We start from the raw sequence: 21,861 nt of genomic DNA on the forward strand, positions 1-21,861 counted from the left end.
GATCGACCCGTGGGTTCGCGTCAAGACAAGGGTCGGGTCTCGGCGGCCTGCTCCAGGAGGGCCCGTGCTGAGTCCGCGTAGCGGATGGCGGTCTTCTCGTCGATGCCGAAGACGAGGGACAGGTGGAGTGGGTCGGGTCCGTGGATCAGGGCTTCTTCGAGTTGGCGGTCGACGCGGAGTCGCTCCAGGGGCGCGGATAGGTTGCGGGTGGCCCGGGTGGTCCAGAGCTTGCCCGCCGGCCCGAGTTCGACGGCCTTCTTCTGGGTGATCAGCAGGTGTGGGTTGGCGGTGTTCGGCCAGCGGGTTCGGCGGTGGTCGAGCCAGTCCAGGACAGCCTGGCGGGTGAGGTCGTCGAGCGGGCGGACGTGACCGGCGACGGTGATTCGCCCGTTGCCGAGATCCACGTCGTCCAACTGCATCGTTCGGATCATCTTCGGCCGTGCCGCGTGGACGGCGGCCAGGGCAGTGATCAGCTTGATGTCCGGAGTGGTCGCGCTGGCGACCGCCTGGTCGATGTCCGCTTGCCCCAGGGGCTGGGCGACGCCGCCAGCCTGCCGGGGGACACGGATCCGTTGGGGGGACCTGTCCACCACTCGGGGACAGGTGACATGTGAACCTTCCCCTTGATCGTGGACACCTGGAGACTGGGACCTGAGGTTCCAGAGGAAGTAGCACCAGGTGGGAAGCAAGTACACGAAGCGGTACACCGAGGAGTTCAAGCGGGACGCGATCGCGCTCGTCGACTCCTCGGGCAAGACGGTCACTGCGGTCGCGAGGGAGCTCGGCATCAGCTCCGAATCCTTGCGCGGCTGGTACCGCAAGGCCAAGACGGACCGGGGCGAGGGCACTCCCGGCGAGTTGACCAGTGCCGAGCGCGAGGAGCTCAAGCGGCTGCGCAAGGAGAACCGCGAACAGCAGCAGACGATCGAGATCCTGAAAAAAGCGACCGCCTTCTTCGTGAAGGAGAACGACCGGTGAGCGAGTTGTACCGGTTCATCCATGCGGAGAAGGCGAACTACCCGATCGTTCTGCTGTGCCGGGTGCTGCATGTGGCCCGCTCCTCCTACTACGCCTGGCGCGAGGGCGAGGCCGCCCGTCGTGCCCGGCAGTCCGCCGACGACGCGCTCGCGCACGAGATCACGGTGCTGCACCTCGCTTCCCGCCGCACCTACGGCGTTCCGCGCATCCACGCCGAGCTGCGGCGCCTGGGGCGGCAGGTGAACCGCAAGCGCATCGCCCGCGTGATGCGCGAGCGCGACATCCGAGGCGTCACCCGGCGCAAGCACCGCTCGCTGACCCGGCCGGACAAGAAGGCGACGCCGGCCCCGGACCTGATCGGCCGCGATTTCCACGCCGAGCGTCCCGGCACCAAGCTGGTCGGCGACATCACCTATCTGGTGCGCCGTGAGGCGCTTTGTCGTATCCCCTATGCAGTAGGGAGGAACTTGGAGGAACGTTCTTAGGTCGCCCGGCTTACCCGGACGCGAAAGCGCGAAGGGGACCAGAGCATGCCGGGGAAGCGGTGACCGTCCGGAGGTGTCCAGGGCGGGGTGTCGCAAGACCTGCGCGATATGGCCAAGGCTTGATTGCTTGAAGTCCAATCTCCAGCGGCGTAAGTGATCGCCCGTCGGAATGACGCTTGAAACCGACGCCTCGTCATGTTTCGGAATGGCAGATAGTCCGGGGCAACCTCCATGACGGTGGCACCGCCCAGCGAGGGCGGCCAAGGGGATGAGTGGGCGGCCTGTGTCGCGCTCGATACGTACGACGAAGACGTACCGCGGGATCGCCTACGGGGCGCGAGCCCTATGGCGACGGAGTGCTCGTAGTAGTCGTGGGGGTCACGTCCCACCAAGGGGGCCGGGAAAGCCGGCCGCAGGGCGAAGGGGCACAGGTAGTCCAGACGTCCAGTGAAGGGAGGTATGCGTAATGCAAAACGCCGGAACGGTGCTGGACGTCATCCGCAAGCGAGGGGAGCGAGGACTGCCGGTGGAAAGGCTCTATCGGCAGCTGTTCAACCCTCAGTTGTATCTGCTGGCCTATGGGCGCATCTACGCCAACAAGGGTGCGATGACACCCGGGGTCAGCGCGGAAACCGCAGACGACATGTCGCTGGAGAAGATCGACAGCATCATCGACGCCTTACGCGCCGAACGCTACCGATGGTCTCCGGCCCGGCGGGTCTACATCGAGAAGAAGGGATCAACGAAGAAACGCCCGCTCGGATTGCCGACCTGGTCGGACAAGCTGGTCGCCGAGGCGGTCCGTCTCCTCCTGGAGGCGTACTACGACGTCCAGTTCTCCGATCGCTCCCACGGTTTCCGCCCCCAACGGGGCTGCCACACCGCGCTGACGGAAGTGGCACGGACCTGGCGGGGAGTGCACTGGTTCATCGAGGGCGACATCTCCGACTGCTTCGGCAGCCTGGACCACGAGGTGATGCTCAAGGTTCTGGGAGAGAAAATCCACGATGGCCGGTTCCTGCGGCTGATCAGCCGCATGCTCAAGGCCGGGTATCTGGAGGACTGGAAGTGGAACGCCACGCTCAGCGGTTCACCGCAGGGCGGGGTGGCTTCCCCGATCCTGTCCAATATCTACCTGGACCGACTGGACCGGTTCGTTGAACAGTCCCTGCTGCCGGAATACAACCTCGGGGACCGTCGTCGGCCGAATCCGGCATATCTAACCGTTCAGCACGCGATCGCGAAGGCACGACGCCACCAGGACCGGGAGGCGGTGCGGGTGTTGCGACACCAGCAGCGTTCCCTGCCCTACGGCGACCCGAACGATCCGAGCTATCGGCGGTTGCGCTATGTCCGTTACGCCGACGACTTCCTGCTGGGGTTCGCCGGTTCCAAGCGCGAAGCCCAGGACATCACGTCGAAGATCAGGGCCTTCCTGCGTGAGCAACTCAGGCTGGAATTATCCGAGTCCAAGACGCTGATCACGCACGCCACCAGCCAGGCGGCGCGCTTCCTGGGCTATGAGATCCGGGCTCTGCATGCCGACACAAAGATCACCGATGGACGTCGGTCGATCAACGGCACACCCGGGCTCTTCGTGCCCGAGCAGGTGATCCGCACCAAGTCCGCGCTCTACAAGAAGAAGGGAAAACCGGCTCCGCGTGGAGTACTGCTTCACGACGAGGACTTCTCCATCGTCGCGAAGTACCAGGCCGAGTACCGGGGTCTCATCCAGTACTACCTCCTCGCCCAGAACGTGCACCGTCTGAGCAAGCTCCACTGGATCATGGAGACCTCATTGCTGAAGACCTTGGCCTGCAAATACCGCAGCACGGTCCGGAAGATGTCTCGGAAATTCCGGGCAACCGTCGAGACACCGCACGGCCCACGCCGCTGTCTACAGGTCACGGTCGAACGCAAGGAGGGGAAGAAGCCGCTGGTCGCCCGCTTCGGCGGGATCCCACTCAAACGAGAGCGCACCGCCACGCTCGCCGACGTCCGGCCGGTGACAGCACCCGCCTACAACGAGCTGATCAAACGGCTCCTGGCCGAGTACTGCGAGCTCTGCGAGACCCGCACGGATCTGGAGGTCCACCACATCCGCCACCTCGCAGACCTCAAACAGCCCGGACGTCGGGACAAGCCCGCCTGGATCCAGCTCATGGCCCGGAGGAGGCGCAAGACGCTTGTGCTCTGCCGGACTTGCCATGTCTCGGTCCATGCCGGGCGCGTTTCTCAGCCACTGCGGACGTGACCGCTGGAGAGCGGAATGCCCGGAAACGGGCACGTTCCGTTCGGGAAGGGGCCGTCGGAAAAGGACCCGTGCCACGGGCACCTCGTCGGCGGCCTACTTCACCCCACCGCGGAGGGCAGGCTCTACCTCGCCTGCTGGCTGGACCTGGCCACCCGCGAGGTCGTCGGCTATGCCATGGCCGATCACCACCGCGCCGAACTCGTCGTGGACGCCCTGGACATGGCCCATGGCCGGGGTGGGCTGGAGCCGGGCTGTGTGATCCACAGCGATCGCGGCAGCGAGTACACATCGACCCAATTGGGCGCCCGAATGCGGGAGTTGGGGCTTCGGCAGAGCTGCGGGCGCACAGGATCATGTTTCGACAATGCCGCCGCGGAGAGTTTCTGGGCCCTGCTCAAGGAGGAAATCGGCACCCGGATCTGGCCCGACCGGGCCACCGCCCGCGCCGAGGTCTTCAACTTCATCGAGACCTTCTACAACCGCCGCCGCCTGCGCAAGCACAAGGTCTTCGGCTACCTCACCCCGGCTGAGACCAGGCAGCGGCATCAACACACCCTCGCGGCCTAGCCATTACGTGTCCGAGATCACGGGGAAGCTTCAATCGACGGGTTCTCCGACAAGCTGGACAAGACCACGTTCGCCGGCGTGCCCGTCGCTGAGCTGTCGGGCCTGACCCGCGACGCCAACGGGCAGCTGCTCGCTGTGGCCGATGATTCGTACCTGTTCAGCCTCGGCTCCCGGACGAAGGAGCCGGTCTCGGTCCTGCCGCTGACCGGGGCGGCCGGCCAAAAGGTGGATTCCGAGGCCGTAGTCGTGGACCGGGACGGCACTCGGCTGATCACCGACGAGACCCAGCCGTCCATCTTGCGCTTCACCCGCTCCGGTCACGTCCTGGACTGCCTGCCGGTGCCTGACGCCCTCAAGGTGGCGTCGGCCGGGCGGGCCACACACAACCTGACCTTTGAGGGACTGACGCTGCTGCCAGGCGGGGCGGGCTAGCACCGGCTCGTCCTTCGTGTCCCGTGTGGAGCTGGCGGTAGTCAGCTCTTGAGCCGTGCTGGTAGGGAGGCAGCTGCCGCGGTGGCCATACGGTCAGCTCGCCGTCTCCTCCAGCGGTTCCTGTACGCGGAACAGTTTTCCGCAGCCGCCGCAGACGATCGGGGCCCGGGCCAGAACTGAGGCGACGATGCGAACGTTGCGGCCGCAGTCGCAGATGGCTTTGACGCGGGCGCCGGCCGGCGAGGGGTGGTGCCGGGCGGCCGGTCCCCGGAAGATCCGGGAGGTGTCCGCTGTCATCGCCGCGAGGTGGGTTTTCAGCACGTACTGGAGGCGCTCGATGGTCGGGCGGTAGCGCCGCTCTGTGGCGGGGGTGAGCGTGGCCGAGGAGAAGCCGCTGCTCGGGTGGGGTTGCTGGGGGTGGTCCAGGCCCAGTTCCTCGGCGATCGCGAGGAATCTGCGGTTGTGATAGCGGCCGGCGCGGGAGGTGTCGCGTACGTGGCGGGCGGCCGCGATGCCGTGGGCTGCCTCGTGCAGCAGTCGCTGGAAGGTGAGTTCGTGACCGCACGCGGACGACGACTCTGCGATCAGGGACTCCGGTGCAACAAGGTCGGGCAGCTCGGGGTGGTGGCGCTGTATGTCGGTCCACGCCTGCGCCAGTTCCGCGGCGAGAATAGGTGGTGTCGTGCTCACGTAAGGACAACGAGGCTGACTGGCCCCTGTGTTCCCGTTTCCGCGACCGCTCCGGGCGCGGCACCAATTGGCTGACCGGGCACGCCGAGTCGGCCGGTTTCATCGTGGTGTGCTCCGGCGATGGCTCGGAGGCCCCTCGCTGGCCCTCACCGAGGACGTCGACGAGCCGACGCTGACCTCGACGCACCCGGGGCAGGCGATAGCGGGGCAACGGAGAAGGCGGCCGACGATACACACAGCCGGGCGGTGGCACTAGGGAAAGCCTTGCGAGGCCTCCGCTCTATGGTGGGAGCCGCGCTCCGCGCGGCCTCCGAAGATTCTTCCTGAATCGCTGAACCTTGCTCGTGAGGTATGCCACTCCGAAGAACGTCCAACATTCAACAAATCGGCGTAGTCTCCGGTCCTGTGCCGCCACCCGAGGAGCACCCTGTGGCCCTCTCAGTCAAGGGTTGCGGGGCAGACTAAGGACAACGATCATGAATCATCTTGGACGGCGCGCCGCCATCGGGGCCACCACTTACCAGCGCGGCCAGCGCCCCGCTGTCAGTGGGCGGATTCGCCTCAGCGACGCCGAACCCGGCCCTCGACCGTCTCACGATGCTCCCTGTCCTCGAGCGTCACCCAACGCGGTGACCACCTCGGTGAGCGCCACTGCAGTGACGGCGACCGCGGTGACTGCAGTGGCGACAGCGGAAAAAGGCGTTGGGACGGTCGCCACAGCTGGGAGCGACAGCACGGTCGGCAGTACCGCTACGACGACCACCGCGTCCTCCGCTGGGACCGCGGCGTTCGGGTTGTCGTAGCCGCCAGCGCACGGGGTCGACCACCGCACCTTCGGCTGACAGTCGGGGCCCAGCGGGTGCACTGCTGCGACGGCGCGGCCAGGTACCCGTCAGCCCGAGTTTTAGGAGTAATTCGAGCCATGACCACCTGTGTAGACCAAGGGCTCCGAATGGAGCTCATCCTTGCATCGGGCGAAAGTGTCCCGGTGCCTGCCTCTCTGCTGTACACCTCGCGTGACCCGTTCGCTGTGCACATCGCCTTCCATGTCGCACTCGGCGACCCGATCCTCTGGGTCTTCTCCCGCGACCTGCTGGCACGCGGTCTGCTGCGGCCCAGCGGCCGGGGCGATGTGCGGCTCTGGCCGACCGGCGCCGGACGAGGCGCGATGCTGCATCTCGCTCTGTCCTCGCCGCACGGGAGCGCCCAGCTCGAAGCCGCGCTCCCGGTGGTGACGCGGTGGCTGGAGCGCACCTATCAGCTGGTACCCCCCGGCCGTGAGGCCGACGGCCTTGACCTTGAACCAGAACTCGCCCGGCTGCTGTACGGGACTGGGTGAGGATCCGACCGAAGTCGCCAGTCTGCCGGATCCACGGGGCCAAGAGCCTCGAGCCGCGTCCTGGCCTAGCGGTGGTTTGTTGACGGCGGGTCCGTGCGGGAGTAGGCCGTGAGGTGAAGGCGTCAACTACGGCCTGGGGAGCCCGAGATGACGAAGCGACTGCCGTGTCCGCCTGCGCCCGGTCCACTGGAAGCGTACGCCGCTCGCTTCGATGATCTCTTCGGGACGCTGGCCCAGCGACGTGGGTTTCGTGAGTACCTGGCCGGGCTGCTGCTGCCCCGCGATCGGAACAAGACGCTGACCTGCCTGGCCGGCGCCGAACCGGTGGCCGGTTCCCAGCACGCAGCGGTGCAGCGGCCGCAGTTCTTCCTGTCCGAGCCGACCTGGGACCAGGAAACAGTCAGCGCCCGCCGCCTGGAACTGCTGCTCGCCGACCCGGCCACCGCCCCGCACCCGGGCGGGGTGCTGGTCATCGACGACTCCGGTGACCGCAAGGACGGGACGGCGCCCGCGCATGTGGGCAAGCAGTATCTCGGCTCGGTCGGGAAGACCGACCGTGGTGTGGTCACCGTGACCACCTGCTGGGCGGACGAGCGCGTCCACTACCCGGTGCATGCCTGCCCCTATACCCCGGCCCGTCACTTCCCCCGCGGCAAGAACGACCCCGGCTTCCGCACCAAATTACTGATCGCGGCCGACCTGGCCGCCCGGGCCAAGGCGGCCGGCTGGCCTTCCGCGCGGTGGCCGCCGACTGCGCATACGGCGACCAGGACAGCTTCCGCGCCGGCCTGCCGTTCGTGATGGCCCTGAAACCCCGGCACGGCACCTGGGCCTACGGCCCCCACGCCCCCGTCGACGCCGCCCGCCTCCTGACCTGGCAGGATGCGGAACATCCCGGGGGCTGGACGCGCATCGAGCGCACCTTCCGGGACGGGCACACAGTCACGTGGTGGGCCGCCGAGGCCCGGCTGGGCTGGTGGGGCCCGGACGGGAACGTCCGCCTGGTAGTGGCCACCGCCGACCCAGCAACCCTGCCGGCGAAGGCGACCTGGTACCTGGCCACCGATCTGCCCCGCCCGGGCTCCCCACGCGTCGCCGAATCGCCCTACCCGCCCGCCACGCTGGCCGAGACCGTGCGGATCTACGGGCCGCGGCACTGGGTCGAACAGAGCTACAAACAGGTCAAGGACGAACTCGGCTGGGCCGACTTCCAGGTCCGCTCCAATGCTGCCATCCGGCGCCACCAGACCCTCGTGAACTGCGCGTTCAGCTTCTGGTGGAACACCTGGTTCGCCCCACCGTTCCAATTAAGTGATCAGGAGTGAGCTTTGAACCCATGCCTGGTCACTGCGGACATCCCGAACGGTTTTGGATGTCCGACTGGTCTCCCGCGTTCCGGTGTTTCCCGCTCGGGCGCGTGCATCGTGTGCACGTTCCGTGACGGGTGGGCGGGTTTCCTTACGCCCCCGGGTGCCCGGTTCGGCCTGGACGGTCCGATGCCCCACACCATCGCTCTGGTGATGTGGGGGCGGTGCCGTCCGTCGCCGGATCGGGTGCCCGAGGGCGCGTCTGCCGATCGCGATACCGGCGGCATCGTGACGGGTCATCTTGCGTCGCGGGGTGGCCAGCGGCTTTTGCCAGTGCTGGCCTCCCCACTGGGTGGTGTAGGCCGGGTCAACGGCCACGATGGACAAGCCCTGCTCGGCGGCCATGGAGATCAGCCGGGCTTTGAGCTTGGCGGTGGGGATGCCGGAGATGAGCTGTCGGAACCGCTTGCGTCGTCCGTGTTTCTCGCGGGTCTTCTCGGCGGTGAAGTCGAGGTCTTCGATCGCGATGGCGGCGACGCCGCAGCGCTTGGCCCAGTGCAGGACCTGGGTGATGGCGTGCCGGACCTGTGCGTCCCGGTGATCGGCCGACCCGGTGAGGTCATAGGGGAAGCGCATCGGGTCGCCGGCCGGGTTGCCGTGGACGTCGAGGCGGTAGGCGGCGAAGTGGTCGATGTTGGTGTCGACGCCGACCATGCCCCTGGCGCGGGCCGCCTCCAACGGGATTGTCTGGATGACGGGACGCTGCCACGACGCGGTGAGGTACCAGCGCTCGCGTACCACGTCCAGGTGGATGCGATAGGCGACAGCCCGGTTGGCGTCGATCCGGTCGGCCCACTCGGCGGCCCGGTGCGCGAACCCGACACGGGAGGCGAGGACGTACCGGCCATGCCGGGCGTTCGCCAGACCGGCGAGCGGCGCGGGCAGCTTGATCGACACTTCGCCGTCGGGGGTGACGCGGATCGTCTCGTTCCCGAAACGCTTGCCCGACTCCCCGTCAGCGGCGAGGAACCAGCGCTCCGCCTCCCAACGCTGACGCCACTCGGTCTCGGTGAGCTGCGCGGCCTGAAGGTTGTGCCGGTTGCCCAGGAGCTTGCGGCCACCACGCACGACGTGCACGACACCGGCCTCACGCTCGGCACGGGCCGCATCGAGACGGTGTTCCGGCACGTGCAGGCGACGCGTCTTTTGGAACCACTCGCTCTTGGAGCGGTATCCGCCTGCTGCCTTCTTGGTGCCCTTCTCCCCGAGCGGGAGGGACAAGCGGTGCATCAGCGTACGCACACCGGCCTCAAGCCCTTGGATATGCGCGAGCTGGCAACGCCGCGACAACGCCCACTGATCATGGGTGGCCTTCGTGATCGACCCGGCCCAGCGGGACGAGGACTCGGCAGTCAGGCCCTGCTTACGCGCCGCCCAGGTATCCGTGGAGTGGTCCAGACCGTCAGCACAGCGGTCCTTGAGATCCAGCGATGCCAAGCGCCCGAGGTGTTCACCGACCAGCCGCAGCACCTTCTCGTCATCTGGGGTGAGGTGCTTGAGCCGGTCGCGTATCGCCACACCGGACGGGCCGAGGGCGACGAACGACGCGTCGATTACACGCAGTTGCCGTTTCGTGTTCCGCTGCACCGCTCACCCCCTCCCTGATCAACACCCCGAACCTACCGGCCACCACTGACAGTCATAGTGATACGCGGATCTCCGGTGGCCGTGACCCAATCACTGACTGACGTCCTGCTGGACTGTCCTTACGTTGATCTGTCCGACCGCCGGGCCCCGGTTCCCAGGGCTCCGGCCGGGCGGAGCATGACCTCATAGCCTGGCCAGAGGCCCCCTGACTGTCCTGTCTGCCCTTTCCGGCCGGAGCTACCTTCGGCAAGGAAGGCATCTCCAGCATGGCAGGCACAGAGGCGGCGGACACGAGGGACCAGGTCGTGGTGGGCGGGGTGGACTCGCACGCCGACACCATCCACGTCGCCGTGGTCACCGACCGGGGCGGGCACCTCGCCGACGCCCAATTTCCTACCACCGCTGCCGGATACGACGCCGCGATCGCCTTCCTGCGAGCCCACGGCAGCGTCGCCGCCGTCGGTGTGGAGGGGACGTCCTCCTACGGCTCCGGCTTCACACACGCCGCACAGCAGGCCGGCCTGGCCGTCGTCGAGGTCAGCCGGCCCGACAAGGCCGAACGCCGCAGGATCGGCAAGTCCGACCCGATCGACGCCTATGCCGCGGCCCGCGCCGTCGTCTCCGGACGCGCGACCAGCGCTCCGAAGGACGGGACCATCGCCGGGATACGTGCCCTGCAGACCGCCGCCCGCCCGGCGATCAAGGCCCGCACCGCGACGCTCAACCAGATCACACACCTCCTGGTCACCGCCCCCGACGCCATCCGCGCCAAGTACACCGCCGTGTCCGGTGACAAGCGCGTTTCCACCCTCGCCCGACTCCGACCGGCCACTGACCCCGCGCACGCGCCGCTCCTGACAGCCCTGCGCACGCTGGCCAAGCGCGTCCAGAACCTGACCGAGGAACACACGACCCTGACCGTGGAGCTCGACCAGTTGGTCACCATCCTCAACCCCGGGCTGCGTGCCGCCTACGGGGTGGGGCCGGACACCGCCGGCCAGCTGCTGATTACCGCTGGCGCGAACCCGGCCCGTCTTCGCACGGAGGCTTCCTTCGCTGCCCTATGCGGCGCGGCCCCCGTCCCCGCCTCGAGCGGGAAGACCAACCGGCACCGCCTCTCCCGGGGCGGCGACCGAGCGGCCAACGCCGCTCTCTACCGCATCGCGCTCGTTCGGATGGCCCGATGCCGGCGCACCCGCGAGTTCGTCGTCCGACAGACCAGCGCCGGGCGCACGAAGAAGGAGATCATCCGGCTGCTCAAACGCGCGATAGCCCGCGAGGTCTTCCGGCTCTTGACCACCCCGGTCCAAGTCCCCGAGATTGCGGACCTCCGTCCGACCCGGCAGACGAAAAACATCACTCTCACCGCCGCCGCCAACCACTTCGGCGTGTGGCCCGCCGTCATCTCCAACATCGAACGCGGCCTGCGTCGCGACGACGCCTTCGCCGATGCCTACCGTCAGTGGCTCACCGCCGCTTGACTGACGATAGGAGCATCAACACGACCGCCGCCGCCCAAGCGCCCCCACACACACCACGACCGAGGACTCACTCATGCACCCTCATGCACACTTTTGCCACTCAACCCGCAGCAGTTCCCAACCCCCGCCCGTTCCAGCCGACCAGCTACCCGGTCCTGACGCACTTCCAGGACCGTTAAAGAGGGGGAGAACCGATGTCCCAGCAGCCCCAGGCGGCCTGCTGGCCCCAGGCGCTCCGGGCCGTCCGTGGCTGGCTGACGCCCTGGTCCACGCTGCAACGCTACTGGCGTGCATGGTCGACGAAGCCCCCGCCCACAGCACTCCAGGAACTGATCAACACCGTCGGCAGCGGCAGGCCTCTTGATCTCTACTGCCCCGGCTAACAAACCACCGCTAGCTTCTTCCGCGAGCACCTCGACCCCGCTGAGGTCGGCCGACCAACTCACGGAGGAGGCCGCCGCTGTCCACGGCACGGCAGGGAAACGCGGGGACGGCTGCTCAGGAGCGCGGAAGCCGTGCTGTCAGCGAGTACAGCCGGGTGATCTGGCTCGGCCTCTGGTTGTCGTCACTCACCATCAGCAGGTTCAGCTTTCCGTCCTTGCCGCGCCCGTTGACCGTGACGCCTTCGATGTTGTCCAGGAGGGGGTTGGGCTGGGCCTGCTTGGTCGTCGCACCGAGTGAGGGACAGGCGCCGATGTCGGCCAGAAGCCTGCTGGTGACCTGCCGCACCCCTGGCTGCCCGTCCTCCACGGCGGCCGTGCTGGTGACGTCGCCGGCGTGCGTGAGATCCGCCAGCACGAGGTGCACCGTGTTGCCGACCCCGGCGGTGTAGGTGCGCTCAAGGACCAGCAGGCGGCCGTCTCCGGTGGAGGTGATGTCGGAGATGTCGAGTCCTGGGTCGGTCCGGAAGGCGAACTGCGGTCCTGTACGGAACCTGTTGGAGTTGCCGATGCGCTGCCAGCTCTGGAAACGGCGGATATCCGGAGCGTCGCCGGCGAGCGCACCCTCCATGGAGGCGATCAGGGTACGGTTCCCCGCCAGGAGCGTCAGCCCTTCGAAGGTCAGGTTGTGCGTCGCCCGTCCTGCCGGTGCCACCTTGAGGGCATCGGGTACGGGCAGGCTGCCGACGAACCGGCCCGAGCGTGTGAAGGTGAGAACGCCGGGCGTCGTCTCGTCGCTGATCAGCCGGGTGCCATCGGGGTTCACGGCCACCGCTTCGGAGTCGATGTCGGCGCCGTCGGGATAGGCCAGTGGCTGCACGTCCAGAGGCTTGTTGTCGTGCTGATCGAGGGTGAACAGGTAGGAGTTGTCGGCGACCGCCAGGACACGTCCGTTGGTGTCGTGGGTGAGCCCGGACAGCTCGGCGACAGGGATGCCGTTCAGGGTGGTTTTGTCGAGCTCGTCCGAGAAGCCGTCGATGGCGACGTAGGGGGAACACGCGTGGGCCGGGGCGTGATGCTCGCGGCCGGCGGCATTCGCGTCCAGGCCGCCGGCCGGGACGGACGCGAGGGCGAGCGAGACTGCCGCGGTGAACAGCGGTACGGCGTGGCGCAGGTACACGGCTGGTCCTTTCGATGCATGTGTGATGTGTCTGACGCGACATCAGTTTGATATCAGGCACGATGACTTGAGCGCCTTGCCTGATCAGTCGCTATTCATTTCAGGAACCCTGATCTACGCGCGTCACCCATTGCGTTACGGACTTGTGAAGTCTGTGCGACACCAAGGGCCCGAATTGGGGACCGAACAGGCCACGTGCCGGGCAGCAGCAAGACGAGGGGCGGCCGGCATCAGAAGGGGCATCCCTGGCCGCGGTTGCGAGCGGGCCGACGGCGCCCCTTCTTCGGCAGTAACGTGACGAACCGAGTGGCTCGGCCTCGCGTGTGCCCCATGTCACTCCTGTATGCCTTCTCCTGAGGGGTTCCCACGGAAATATCCGAAGACCGTCTCCAGTTGTCGCTGACATCAGTGGGCTCTTGGGAGGCTGACATGGGCAACGGCCAACCGGGTCAGAAGAGGGCGCTGCGATGAGCCGCCTCACTCCGGGACTCCTCCGCAGCCGGCCCGACCATCCGGTCGCGGCCACCGCGCCGCGCGAGGCGTGGCAGCGTGCCGCCTTCGTCCTCCTCGCAGCCGGCCTGGACATGGCCGCCGTAGTGATGCTGGTGAGCCGGCACCTTCCCAGTGCCCTCGTCGGCGTGCTCGCGGCCGGTCTCGGCTGGTTCACCACCGGGCGCATCACGGCCTGGTACCCAGCCTCTTCACGCAGCGTCATCGAGGAATCGACACGCCGATGAACCGGACAGCCGAAAACCTGGCGCCAGCCGCCGCCTCCGCAGTCGCTCCGACGCCGGTGCGCGCGGGGCGCGTCGAAGGCGACGACCCGAATGAGCGGCGCAGACGGCACACCGTCGAGCTGCTCGCGGTGTCCGCACTGGGCCTGGTCCCCTGGACCGTGGTACTGGGGCTGACACTGCCATCCGACTACCGCGTCCACGCCTGGCGCACGACCTGGGTCGGCTTCGACATTCTGCTGCTCACAGTCCTGGGAACGACGGCCGTCCTCGGGATGCGGCGACACCGGGCCGTGGTGATGCCCGCGCTGGCGGCCGCCGTCCTGCTGGTGTGCGATGCGTGGTTCGATGTCTCGCTCGAGTTCGGTACGTCGGCCGTTTGGGCGTCCGCCGCCCTCGCCGTCTTCGTCGAACTGCCTATGGCGGCCTTTCTCGTTCAGCGCGCGCACATAGTGCTGCGGTTGCAGTGGACATCGCAGCAGGCGGTGGACACCACGGGAGGAGAGGTGCGGGCGAGAAACGGGCAACCGTGATCAGACCTGGGTGGGGAGACACGCACCCGGGCAGGCGCTTGCTGCACTGCTGGTTCTCCTTGACTGCTGGACGGTGGTGGCCGCCCGCGGTGTCGATGACGGCGCGCAGGTGGGCGGCGGTGCCGTCGGTGCGGGATCCGCGCACTGTCGTCCCGTCGACGGCCAGGGCATTGCCGTCCAGGCCGGCCAGGAGTCGTCCCCGTGTGGAGGCGTTGAGTGTGTTGGAGGTCTGTCCGCAGGCCGGAGTCGGTATCGGCGGCGAGGAGGGAGATGACGGCCAGGAACGTGGCTCCGCCGAGGCCGGCGACCAGGCGCGCCGGCAGCGGGCCTAGGCGGTAAGGGAGGACGCCGCGCGAACGCGCACCCTGTTCGTAATCAAAGACTTCGACAACCTTAATGGACACCTACGCAGGCGAGCAGCCCATTTCGCCGGCCGGGAACGCATTGGCCCTGAATCTGGTTCAAAGCCCCGCAGGGCCGGGGCAGAGTGACCGAAATAGGCCGGGGCCCGGGCCCGCGTGGGCCGGCAGTCCCGCGCGACGACCGTGGTGATCCCGGACATCCTCACCCCCATCCGGCGGGCCGCACTGATCCGGCCATGATCCGCCTTGCCGTTGCGGACCTGATCGCCCGCCGCATCACCGACGAAGCCACCAGTTCCTGGCCGCGGTCCCGTATCTCAAGAAAAAGCGCAAACTACGGGACGAGAAACGAGAGAAAACGCCCCCTCAGCGCTGAGTTCCCGTGGACCAGATGATTTGGCCCTGGTAGACAACAGCTACATTTCCATCGCCCTGCAGGCAGAGGACCGCGCCGTCGTGGCGCGCGGTGCCGGTACTCCAGACGCCCCAGTTGTCTTTGTTGTAGACGACGAGGTTGCCGTCCGCCTGCATGATCGCCCGGTAGCCGGTGCCGACGGTCCCGGAATGCCACAGTGCGCGGCCGTTCTCGTCCCGGAGCACGAGGTTCCCGTCGGCCTGCATGATCATCGTGCTGCGGTTGGTCTTCCAGGACTGGCCGGGCATGAGCTGCTCGTCGCGGTACACGTACAGCGTGGTCCCCTCGGGAGTCGCGCTGTTGCTGCTTCGGACGGTGGGTTCGGGGGACGGAGCACTCACGGGCGCCGTGCTGGTCGCCGCCGGTGCCGAAGCCGGATGGTGCGAGGGGCCGCTTGTCTCATGCGTGCGCGCGGCAGGTCCCAGCGACGCCGGGGACAGCCCCTCCGGGGGCAGATGGCCAGGGCTGAGGGAAGGCGCGACCGTCGGCGCCGGTTGGTTGCTGTCAGAGCTCACCGGGAGCTCTGCTCCCATGTTCGAGGTCGTACTCTCGGGCGCTGGAGCTGCTCCATTGGACCGTTCGTCTTTGGAAGAAGGCGACGCACTGCCGCCTATCAGTACGAAGAGGGCACCGGATAGCACGCCCCCTGCCAGCACGGCGCAGACGGTCCGCACGGGGCGTAGGCGGGTGGGGCGCCGCAAGTTGCTGAGGGGGGAATCGGGATCGAGTACCGGCTGGGATTCGGATGCGACAACGAGATCCCGGACCTGCTTGTTTTCGCGCTTGGTCACGCGAACGGGCAGTTGGCTCTCTGTCTCGGCATGCTCAGGCACCGGGCTTGTGGTCGGGTCTTGGACTTGGGTAAAGCCGGAGTTCGGGGTGTGGGTGCTGCTTCGGAGCCTGAGGTCGCTCAGGAGTCTGTTGACAGGAGGGGATGCAAGCCCTTGAGGTGGCGTCCCCGCTGGGGTGGCAGCCGTGCGCTCCTGTTTTGGATCTCGTACAGGGGCGGGGTGCGAGCCGGAGAACAGGTACTTGAAACGGTGTCCCGCTTCGAGTCCACTGGGCAGGCCCGCGGCCGTACCGGGGGCCGGAGGCGCTGCCGGTTCCGACGATGCCGGGCCCACTGCTGACCCAGGCGGCGGCGTGGGCTGCTCCTTTGCGGGGGGCCTCCTTGATGCAAGGTGCTTTATATCCGATTCTGTCATTTCAGTCTCTTATTCTCTAGTCCTCAAAGTCCGCTTTTGGTTTTCTTCGTGGCGATTGCCGATGGCCCTGGAGGTCCTGCGTAAAGGGATTTGAGTCAATGAAATATCGGGAATGCTACTTCTGTCCGGATTGGTGGACCGGTGTCTCGCGATGCCGATCAGGCCGGAGGTCGCGACGGTGAACCGCGTCATCGACTCCCAGGTCGTATACGCCACATCGCCTCCGACGCCTCATGCTCGTCGGGCAACGCACTTCGAACACCTGGGATTCCACGGAATGGTTCCGAGGCTACCGGAGGATCCGGACTGTCCCCACGGCCCCGGCGTTGTTCGGTTGTGTCCGGCTTCGTGGTAGTTGATCAGATGCCGTAGACGGCGAAGGCGTCGTTGTGGTTGAGGAGATCGCGGCGGGCGTGGGCGATGTTGGCTCGTCCGGCCAGGCGGAGCGTGCTGATGCCCAGGTTGCGGAAGCTGGCCAGTGCTCGGGGTGCGGTGCCGGTCCTGACCTGGGAGTTGTCCTCATGGAAGGTGACGTCCCGCACCCAGTGGATCTTGTTTTCTATGGACCAGTGGACCCTCTCGTAGTGGTTGAGGTGAGCGGGGCCTGCGAGGTGGGCGGGCAGGCTGGTGACGCCGAAGACGATCTCCTTCCCGGTCCAGGTTCCGTCGAGGCCGCCGGTGTCACGGCGCAGGCGGAAGACCTGTCCCGCGCCGGGGAAGAGGGCGTCGTCGGCTTGGGCGGTGCGGATCGTGCGACGCTCGGTGCGCCCGTGCCCACGGTCGTCCTCGGCCTCGGTGGTCTCGGTCCACTCGGCGTCGGTACCGGCCAGCAGCGCCTGGGCGGCGGCGCGGGCCAGCGGCTGGTTCCCCTTCAGGATCAGGACGTAGTGGGCGTCGAGCCGGTCCGTGATCAGGTGGGCGGTCTTCTTCGTGGTGTGCAGGGCGTCCAGGGTGAACACCCGGCCGGACAAGGCGAGTTGGGCCAGCAGCATGCGGGCCGCCTCGCCCTCGCCGCGCTTGTCCGGAACCTGCCTCTGGCCGAGGACCGCGCCGCTGGCGTGGTCGACCGCCCCGACCAGGAAGACCCGCCCCGATTCGGTGCGGGCGCCGGTCAGGGCCTTGCCGTCGAGAGCCGCAGCGGGCAGCAGCCCGGCCGGCGCCGGGTGTTCCACGGCCCGCTGGGCGGCGCGGCGCTGTTCGCGCTCGATGGGCCCCGGGGTGTCCGGGACCTCGGGCGTCGGTGCCTTTCCGGTCGCGACGTCGGTGACGTATGCGCAGGTCGCCGCGTCCAGCACGTCGGCATCCAGGTCGGCGAGCACGCGGCGGAAGGTGCGCTCGCTGGGCACAAGGTACTGGCCGGCCAGCGGGTCGTACCGGGCGCCGAGGCGGGCCAGTTTGACCTGCGGGGCGCGGGCGGACCACTGCCAGATCGCGGTCATGGAGTCACCACCGACCACCAGCGTCGCGCACGCGGCCAGCACCAGGATCACCACCAGGGGATGCCGCCGCCCACGCTCCGCACGCCGGTCAGGGACCTGCCGCAACCTGCTGACCAGCGCGGATTCCACTGCCACAGGGTCGGCGGCGAGCTCGGCCTCCCACAGCGCGAGATCGGTGAGCTGGCCAAGGACAGGGCTGATCAGGGAGGATGCGGACACGAGCGCGGCTCCTGAGACGATCTTCTGGCGTAGGAACCTGAAAGATCATCAGAGGCCGCGCTCGTCTGGCAACTCGCACCCCTCCCCCTGGGCAAACGACCCAAAACCCATCAAAGATCAACTACGCCGGGGCCGTGGACTGTCCCGAGTCGGGTGGAGCAGGGTCACATGGATTTCTCGCTACTGGTCAGGTGCGGACTTCGCACTACACCGAGCTGATCATGACCAGCTCGGACTGCCTGCGCTGCCGGTTGTGGAGTATGTTCATGACCCCGTTGTCGAATTGTTGTCACGCGGTGAGGGCGCTGTGCGGCCGAAATGGATCCGCAGGTCGAGAAGTTGCCTCCCCGGGGACGAAGGGGACGCGATTTGATCCGGGGTTTGCTCCGGCTTCTGACCGATGTGCGGATGGGGTCACGTAGGCAGCTGGTAGTCGATGACGTGGAGCGGGGAAGGTGTCCTGCCGTTGGACTTCTCCTGGTACATGACCGAGAGCATGTTGTCCTGGGGGACGCGGGTTTCGCCGATCACGACTTCTCCGAATGCGTTGAGGTCACTGTCGTCGACCAGGATCCTCCAGTCGCTGTACCCGGAGGACTTCGAGGCGGCGGCGATCCGGCCGAAGGGAGGGATCGCGTAGGCGTTGTCGTAGGTGTCCAGGACAGGTTTGGTGCGCTGGCTGGAACCGAGGCGGATCGGAATTTCGGTCTTGGTCCAGATGCCGTCCGTGCTCCTGTAGAGGTGGAAGGCGCGGCCGTTGTTCGTCCGGTCGGTGGCGTAGTCGGTCGTGCAGGTCCGAAGCGGCCCGGGACGTAGCTGATGATCGCGTGCGGATGCCCCGCCGAGTCGGTTGCCTGGCTCTCCGAGTTCATGAGGCAGTGGTCGGGACCGAGTGGGTCGATGACGAGTCCGCTGTCGGTGACCGTGACCCTGTCGGGGCTGCCGGTGGTGCCGACGAGGGTGCCGGCGTCGTTGTGTCAGGTGCGATCGCGGTCGGTCGAGTAGACGTAGCCGGTGTCGTGGTTGGTGATGCCGCCGCTGTCGCGCATCACGGCGGTGTTCTGCTCGCGCCAGGTGAAGAGGGAGTGCAGGCGGCCGTCGAGGTCGTAGTCGAACCCGTGCAGGTACATGTTGCGGGCGGTGCTGGAGCCGTGCTCGGTGGTGTACGTGCCGGTGGAGCTGGTCCACTCACCGAGCGCGGTCCAGGACAAACCGTCGTACTCGGCAGCGCGTTGCGGCCGTTCCCGGAGGTCCCCGCGCGGTAGCTGAGCTGTAGCCCGCCCTCGGGGGTGCGGATGAACTGCGGGTAGGTGAACTGTGCGGTGAGCACGAGTCCGTCGAGTGTGGACCGCGCGGCACCGAAACCGCTGGTGTTCCAACTCCGTGCGACCGGTCTGTCGAGGAGGCCGGCCGCGGACTTCACGTAGGTGAAGCCGTCGCTGTGGGAGTCCATGTTGAGGTGCAGTCAGCCCTCGGTGCCGGAGACGCCCATGCAGATCACGTTGTGGGAGTCGTCGTAGCGGAGCCTGTGACCGACGCCGGCGGTCTGCCAGGTACTTGCCCCGGGGGCGCGGCGGCTGACCACTGCGTCGCGGTCGGCGGCGTACTGGAAACCGTGGTGTGTGAGCAGGGCGTTCTTCTGGAACGCGTGGTTGTTGACCAGACCGTCGTACGACACGAAGTACAGCGCCCGGTCGTCGAGATGTCGTAGCCCGTGCGGTAGACGATCGCGTCGATCTCCTCCGCGCTCCCGTCCGCGAAGGTCACCCGGTCCCCGTCCGAGCTCACGGGGTCGGGCTTCACGGCGATGTCGCCGTGGCCGAGGCGGGACAGCAGGTCGTCGGAGATGGTGGGGTGGGTGGGCTCCCAGCACACGATGCCTGGGCGTCGGCAGCCCGTAGTCCTTCAGCCGGCCCCGGCTGAGCCGCAGCAGGAGCTGGAGGCCGCGTTCCTGCACGGACAGCGGCGCCTCGGCCAGCCAGGAGCCGGTGAGATGGTCGGTTGGCACGCCGAAGAGGTACTTGGGCAGGATGTGCGCGCCGCGGCGCGTGGCGAGAAACGTGCGCCGGGACACCCGCGAGGTCTCCACCGCGATGTCGCAGGCCGAGTCTCCGATGCCGAGGATGAGAACGCGCCGGTCGGCCAAGGGTTTGGGGGGTCCGGTAGTGGTGCGAGTGTGTCTGCGCCTTTGAACTCCTGCGCTCCCGGCAGGGACGAGCTCGGCCAGCGGGGCTTCCAGGGGTGACCGTTGGCGACCAGGACGGCCGCGTAGGTCCGGTCCGTCGCCTCGCCCGAGTCGCAGTGGCGTGTCGTGACGGCCCACCGTCCGCCGGGAACGGGATCCACGCGGACCACCTCCGTGCGGAAGGAGATCGACCCCCTCAGCCCGAAGTGGTCCACAAGGCTGTCGAAGTACCGGGCGATGTGGAAGTGGCTGGGATAGCGTGGGACAGTCGTCACGAAGGCAGCCTGCTTGTCACAAGTGACCTCAACGGCCCGGCCGGGCCGGATCGGGGTGTCGGCGTAGTCTGAAGCGAGCCGGGTCCCGGGTGAGGTTTACCACTGTGCGGCAGCCTGGCGCAGATGGTGACTTACATCGCCGACGTGGGTGATGCCGGCCCGTCGCTCTACGAAGCACCACTGCCCATTACGGCGCTCGAAGCGGTCGTGGTACCGACCGCCCCCGATCGGCTGCAGCGGAAGGCCGGGCAGCGCCTGCAACACGGTGACGTACGAACGCGAGACCGCCGTGCTCGCTTGTTCGTTGACCTCGATGGCGACATTGGTCGTGACATGCTGGGTTCGCGGCGTGCCGTCGGCGTAAACGATCAGAGTGTCCTGGAACATTTTCTCGATCGCGTGGCAACCCCTGACTGGCTCGCCACTACCGATGAAGGTGGCGTCAGCGAGAAGGACGCCGAGCCCGGCGAAATCGCCGTCGTCCACGAGCTCGGCGTAACGTGCGATCAGGTTCTCGATAGCTCGGTAGCTCGACGTCGGATCGGCGGGCATGCGGGTGGATGTGGGAATGCTTTCCTCCAAGCGAGACGGGCGATCTTCAGGGCGCCGCCCCTGCGCAGCGTGCTGGGACGCCTCGATCCGGCCGAAGTCAGCGCGGCCGGATTCGCCTACCTGAGGTCCTTCCTCTCCGACGAGCCCGCAACTCCCGCGCCGCTGATGCCCGACGGCGGCCCCGAACGCGAACAGCGCCGGGCCCACCAGGCTGCCGCCCGGGCCGATCCCGTGCGCTCAAGGCGCCGGGCGATCGTGGTGGACGGAAAGTGCCTGCGCGGCACGGCGTCCCGACGGCCGTCAGCTCTTCGTACTGTCCGCGGTCCGCCACGGCGACGGCATCGCCCTGGCCTCGCGTGAGATCGGCGCGACAACAAATGGAATACCCGAGTTCGCACCCCTGCTCGACCAGATCGACGACGCCGACATTTCCGGGGCGGTCATCACCGCCGACGCCCTCCACGCACAGCGCTCCCACGCCGCCCACCTGCACGAACGCGGCGCCCACTACCTCCTCACGATCAAGAACAACCAGCACGGTCAGGCCCGCCGACTCCACCGGCTGCCCTGGAAAGAGATCCCCGTGATCCACCGTGACGACGCACGCGGCCACGGCCGCCACGAGCAGCGCCCGGCGCAGGTCGCCACCGTCGACGGCCTGCTCTTCCCGCACGCCCGCCAGGTCCTGCGCATCCAGCGCCGACGCCGCCTGTACGGGGCGAAGAAATGGTCCAGCGAGACCGTCTACGCCATCACCGACCCGCCCGCCGAACAGGCCACCGCGGCCGATGTCGCCGCCTGCGCCCGCGGGCACTGGACCGTGGAGAACACCGTCCACTGGGTACGCAACGTCGTCTTCGGAGAGGACAAGTCCCAGGTCAGGACCCGCAATACACCCGCCGTGCCCGCCACCGTCCGCGACCTGGTCCGCGGTGCGCTCAAGCTCGCCGGATACGACAACACCGACGCCGGACGCCGAGCCCACACCGAACGCACCGCGTCCTCTGCCTCTACGGCATCACCTGATCAACCAGACATCCAAGGCAACCCCGGGGCCCTGTGCTGGCGGGGGCTCAACGGCCGCTCATCACGGTCTTCGAAGACCACGTTCACACCGGCAGCGGGTCCCCGCCGGGCAGCCGATCGACCTCCAGGCGGAACAATGCCCCCACCCGGACGATCGATTATCGATTTTCGGGAGT

The 21,861-nt window shown here is 67.6% G+C and carries 20 protein-coding genes and 4 pseudogenes; 14 read left to right on the forward strand and 10 right to left on the reverse strand.

The genetic code is table 11. The annotated features are described in order from the left end of the window. Positions 1 to 20: 20 nt before the first annotated feature. Complete coding sequence (locus tag OG819_RS50170) at positions 21 to 590, reverse strand: hypothetical protein (RefSeq protein ID WP_266656392.1); 570 nt, start codon at positions 588 to 590, stop codon at positions 21 to 23. Between the two features lie 88 nt (positions 591 to 678). Between OG819_RS50170 and OG819_RS50175 the strand changes: the two genes are divergently transcribed. From OG819_RS50175 to OG819_RS50195, 5 genes are all read left to right on the forward strand, one after another. Then, positions 679 to 978, forward strand: coding sequence for a transposase (locus tag OG819_RS50175; RefSeq protein ID WP_101406629.1), 300 nt, complete (start codon positions 679 to 681; stop codon positions 976 to 978). Continuing rightward, positions 975 to 1,463, forward strand: coding sequence for an IS3 family transposase (locus OG819_RS50180; protein ID WP_266656396.1), 489 nt, complete (start codon positions 975 to 977; stop codon positions 1,461 to 1,463). Before OG819_RS50175 ends, OG819_RS50180 begins: the two co-directional genes overlap by 4 nt. A gap of 466 nt (positions 1,464 to 1,929) precedes the next feature. Next, a complete protein-coding gene (locus OG819_RS50185; protein WP_266651352.1) occupies positions 1,930 to 3,717 on the forward strand; it encodes a reverse transcriptase/maturase family protein in 1,788 nt (595 codons plus the stop codon). A 15-nt stretch (positions 3,718 to 3,732) separates the two neighbouring features. Beyond that, positions 3,733 to 4,284, forward strand: coding sequence for a DDE-type integrase/transposase/recombinase (locus tag OG819_RS50190; protein ID WP_266656397.1), 552 nt, complete (start codon positions 3,733 to 3,735; stop codon positions 4,282 to 4,284). Between the two features lie 78 nt (positions 4,285 to 4,362). Beyond that, positions 4,363 to 4,716 carry an esterase-like activity of phytase family protein gene (locus tag OG819_RS50195; protein ID WP_266656398.1) on the forward strand — a complete coding sequence of 118 codons (354 nt, stop codon included), beginning with the start codon at positions 4,363 to 4,365 and terminating at the stop codon, positions 4,714 to 4,716. A gap of 93 nt (positions 4,717 to 4,809) precedes the next feature. On the opposite strand, the gene OG819_RS50200 is transcribed toward OG819_RS50195, so the two are convergent. After that, positions 4,810 to 5,406: a hypothetical protein gene (locus OG819_RS50200; RefSeq protein WP_266656400.1), complete on the reverse strand. Its 597-nt coding sequence runs from the start codon at positions 5,404 to 5,406 to the stop codon at positions 4,810 to 4,812. A 988-nt stretch (positions 5,407 to 6,394) separates the two neighbouring features. Between OG819_RS50200 and OG819_RS50205 the strand changes: the two genes are divergently transcribed. The 3 genes from OG819_RS50205 to OG819_RS50215 all read left to right on the forward strand — a co-directional run bounded on the left by OG819_RS50205 (position 6,395) and on the right by OG819_RS50215 (position 8,070). Then, on the forward strand, positions 6,395 to 6,745 hold the full coding sequence (locus tag OG819_RS50205; RefSeq protein WP_266656402.1) for an SsgA family sporulation/cell division regulator: 351 nt from the start codon (positions 6,395 to 6,397) through the stop codon (positions 6,743 to 6,745). Between the two features lie 147 nt (positions 6,746 to 6,892). Then, positions 6,893 to 7,546 carry a transposase gene (locus tag OG819_RS50210; RefSeq protein ID WP_266656404.1) on the forward strand — a complete coding sequence of 218 codons (654 nt, stop codon included), beginning with the start codon at positions 6,893 to 6,895 and terminating at the stop codon, positions 7,544 to 7,546. Continuing rightward, positions 7,486 to 8,070: a hypothetical protein gene (locus tag OG819_RS50215; RefSeq protein ID WP_266656406.1), complete on the forward strand. Its 585-nt coding sequence runs from the start codon at positions 7,486 to 7,488 to the stop codon at positions 8,068 to 8,070. The genes OG819_RS50210 and OG819_RS50215 overlap by 61 nt, the downstream gene beginning before the upstream one ends. Here OG819_RS50215 and OG819_RS50220 read toward each other — a convergent pair. After that, entirely contained in the window at positions 8,053 to 9,699 is a 1,647-nt protein-coding gene (locus tag OG819_RS50220; protein WP_266656408.1) for a transposase, read from the reverse strand. The two genes, OG819_RS50215 and OG819_RS50220, sit on opposite strands and share 18 nt — an antisense overlap. 266 nt (positions 9,700 to 9,965) lie before the next feature. Between OG819_RS50220 and OG819_RS50225 the strand changes: the two genes are divergently transcribed. After that, positions 9,966 to 11,180 carry an IS110 family transposase gene (locus OG819_RS50225; protein WP_266656410.1) on the forward strand — a complete coding sequence of 405 codons (1,215 nt, stop codon included), beginning with the start codon at positions 9,966 to 9,968 and terminating at the stop codon, positions 11,178 to 11,180. A 194-nt stretch (positions 11,181 to 11,374) separates the two neighbouring features. After that, a complete protein-coding gene (locus OG819_RS50230) occupies positions 11,375 to 11,563 on the forward strand; it encodes a hypothetical protein (protein ID WP_266656412.1) in 189 nt (62 codons plus the stop codon). 115 nt (positions 11,564 to 11,678) lie between these two features. On the opposite strand, the gene OG819_RS50235 is transcribed toward OG819_RS50230, so the two are convergent. Beyond that, complete coding sequence (locus OG819_RS50235; RefSeq protein ID WP_266656414.1) at positions 11,679 to 12,740, reverse strand: esterase-like activity of phytase family protein; 1,062 nt, start codon at positions 12,738 to 12,740, stop codon at positions 11,679 to 11,681. Between the two features lie 467 nt (positions 12,741 to 13,207). Here OG819_RS50235 and OG819_RS50240 point away from each other — a divergent pair, with 467 nt between their 5' ends. From OG819_RS50240 to OG819_RS50250, 3 genes are all read left to right on the forward strand, one after another. Then, positions 13,208 to 13,477, forward strand: a complete 270-nt coding sequence (locus OG819_RS50240) for a hypothetical protein (RefSeq protein WP_266656416.1) — start codon at positions 13,208 to 13,210, stop codon at positions 13,475 to 13,477. Then, positions 13,474 to 14,007 carry a hypothetical protein gene (locus OG819_RS50245; protein WP_266656418.1) on the forward strand — a complete coding sequence of 178 codons (534 nt, stop codon included), beginning with the start codon at positions 13,474 to 13,476 and terminating at the stop codon, positions 14,005 to 14,007. Before OG819_RS50240 ends, OG819_RS50245 begins: the two co-directional genes overlap by 4 nt. Positions 14,008 to 14,210: 203 nt before the next feature. Next, positions 14,211 to 14,339, forward strand: coding sequence for a hypothetical protein (locus tag OG819_RS50250; RefSeq protein ID WP_266656420.1), 129 nt, complete (start codon positions 14,211 to 14,213; stop codon positions 14,337 to 14,339). 396 nt (positions 14,340 to 14,735) lie between these two features. On the opposite strand, the gene OG819_RS50255 is transcribed toward OG819_RS50250, so the two are convergent. The 6 genes and pseudogenes from OG819_RS50255 to OG819_RS50280 form a co-directional block, all read right to left on the reverse strand. Further along, positions 14,736 to 15,125 carry a hypothetical protein gene (locus tag OG819_RS50255; RefSeq protein WP_266656422.1) on the reverse strand — a complete coding sequence of 130 codons (390 nt, stop codon included), beginning with the start codon at positions 15,123 to 15,125 and terminating at the stop codon, positions 14,736 to 14,738. Between the two features lie 1,223 nt (positions 15,126 to 16,348). Beyond that, positions 16,349 to 17,647, reverse strand: coding sequence for an ISAs1 family transposase (locus tag OG819_RS50260; RefSeq protein WP_266650140.1), 1,299 nt, complete (start codon positions 17,645 to 17,647; stop codon positions 16,349 to 16,351). Positions 17,648 to 18,061: 414 nt separating this feature from the next. Continuing rightward, positions 18,062 to 19,349 (reverse strand): annotated as a pseudogene (locus OG819_RS59345) (BNR repeat-containing protein); the annotation flags it as partial. Positions 19,350 to 19,703: 354 nt separating this feature from the next. Next, a pseudogene (locus OG819_RS59350) lies at positions 19,704 to 19,793 on the reverse strand (hypothetical protein); the annotation flags it as partial. A gap of 47 nt (positions 19,794 to 19,840) precedes the next feature. Then, positions 19,841 to 20,158: pseudogene (locus OG819_RS59355) on the reverse strand (hypothetical protein); the annotation flags it as partial. Between the two features lie 45 nt (positions 20,159 to 20,203). Next, entirely contained in the window at positions 20,204 to 20,677 is a 474-nt protein-coding gene (locus tag OG819_RS50280; protein WP_323139461.1) for a nuclear transport factor 2 family protein, read from the reverse strand. Positions 20,678 to 20,719: 42 nt separating this feature from the next. On the opposite strand from OG819_RS50280, the pseudogene OG819_RS50285 reads away from it, so the two are divergent. Continuing rightward, positions 20,720 to 21,685: pseudogene (locus tag OG819_RS50285) on the forward strand (ISAs1 family transposase); the annotation flags it as partial. Positions 21,686 to 21,861: the final 176 nt, after the last annotated feature.

This window comes from Streptomyces sp. NBC_01549, assembly GCF_026339955.1.
Classification (GTDB): domain Bacteria; phylum Actinomycetota; class Actinomycetes; order Streptomycetales; family Streptomycetaceae; genus Streptomyces.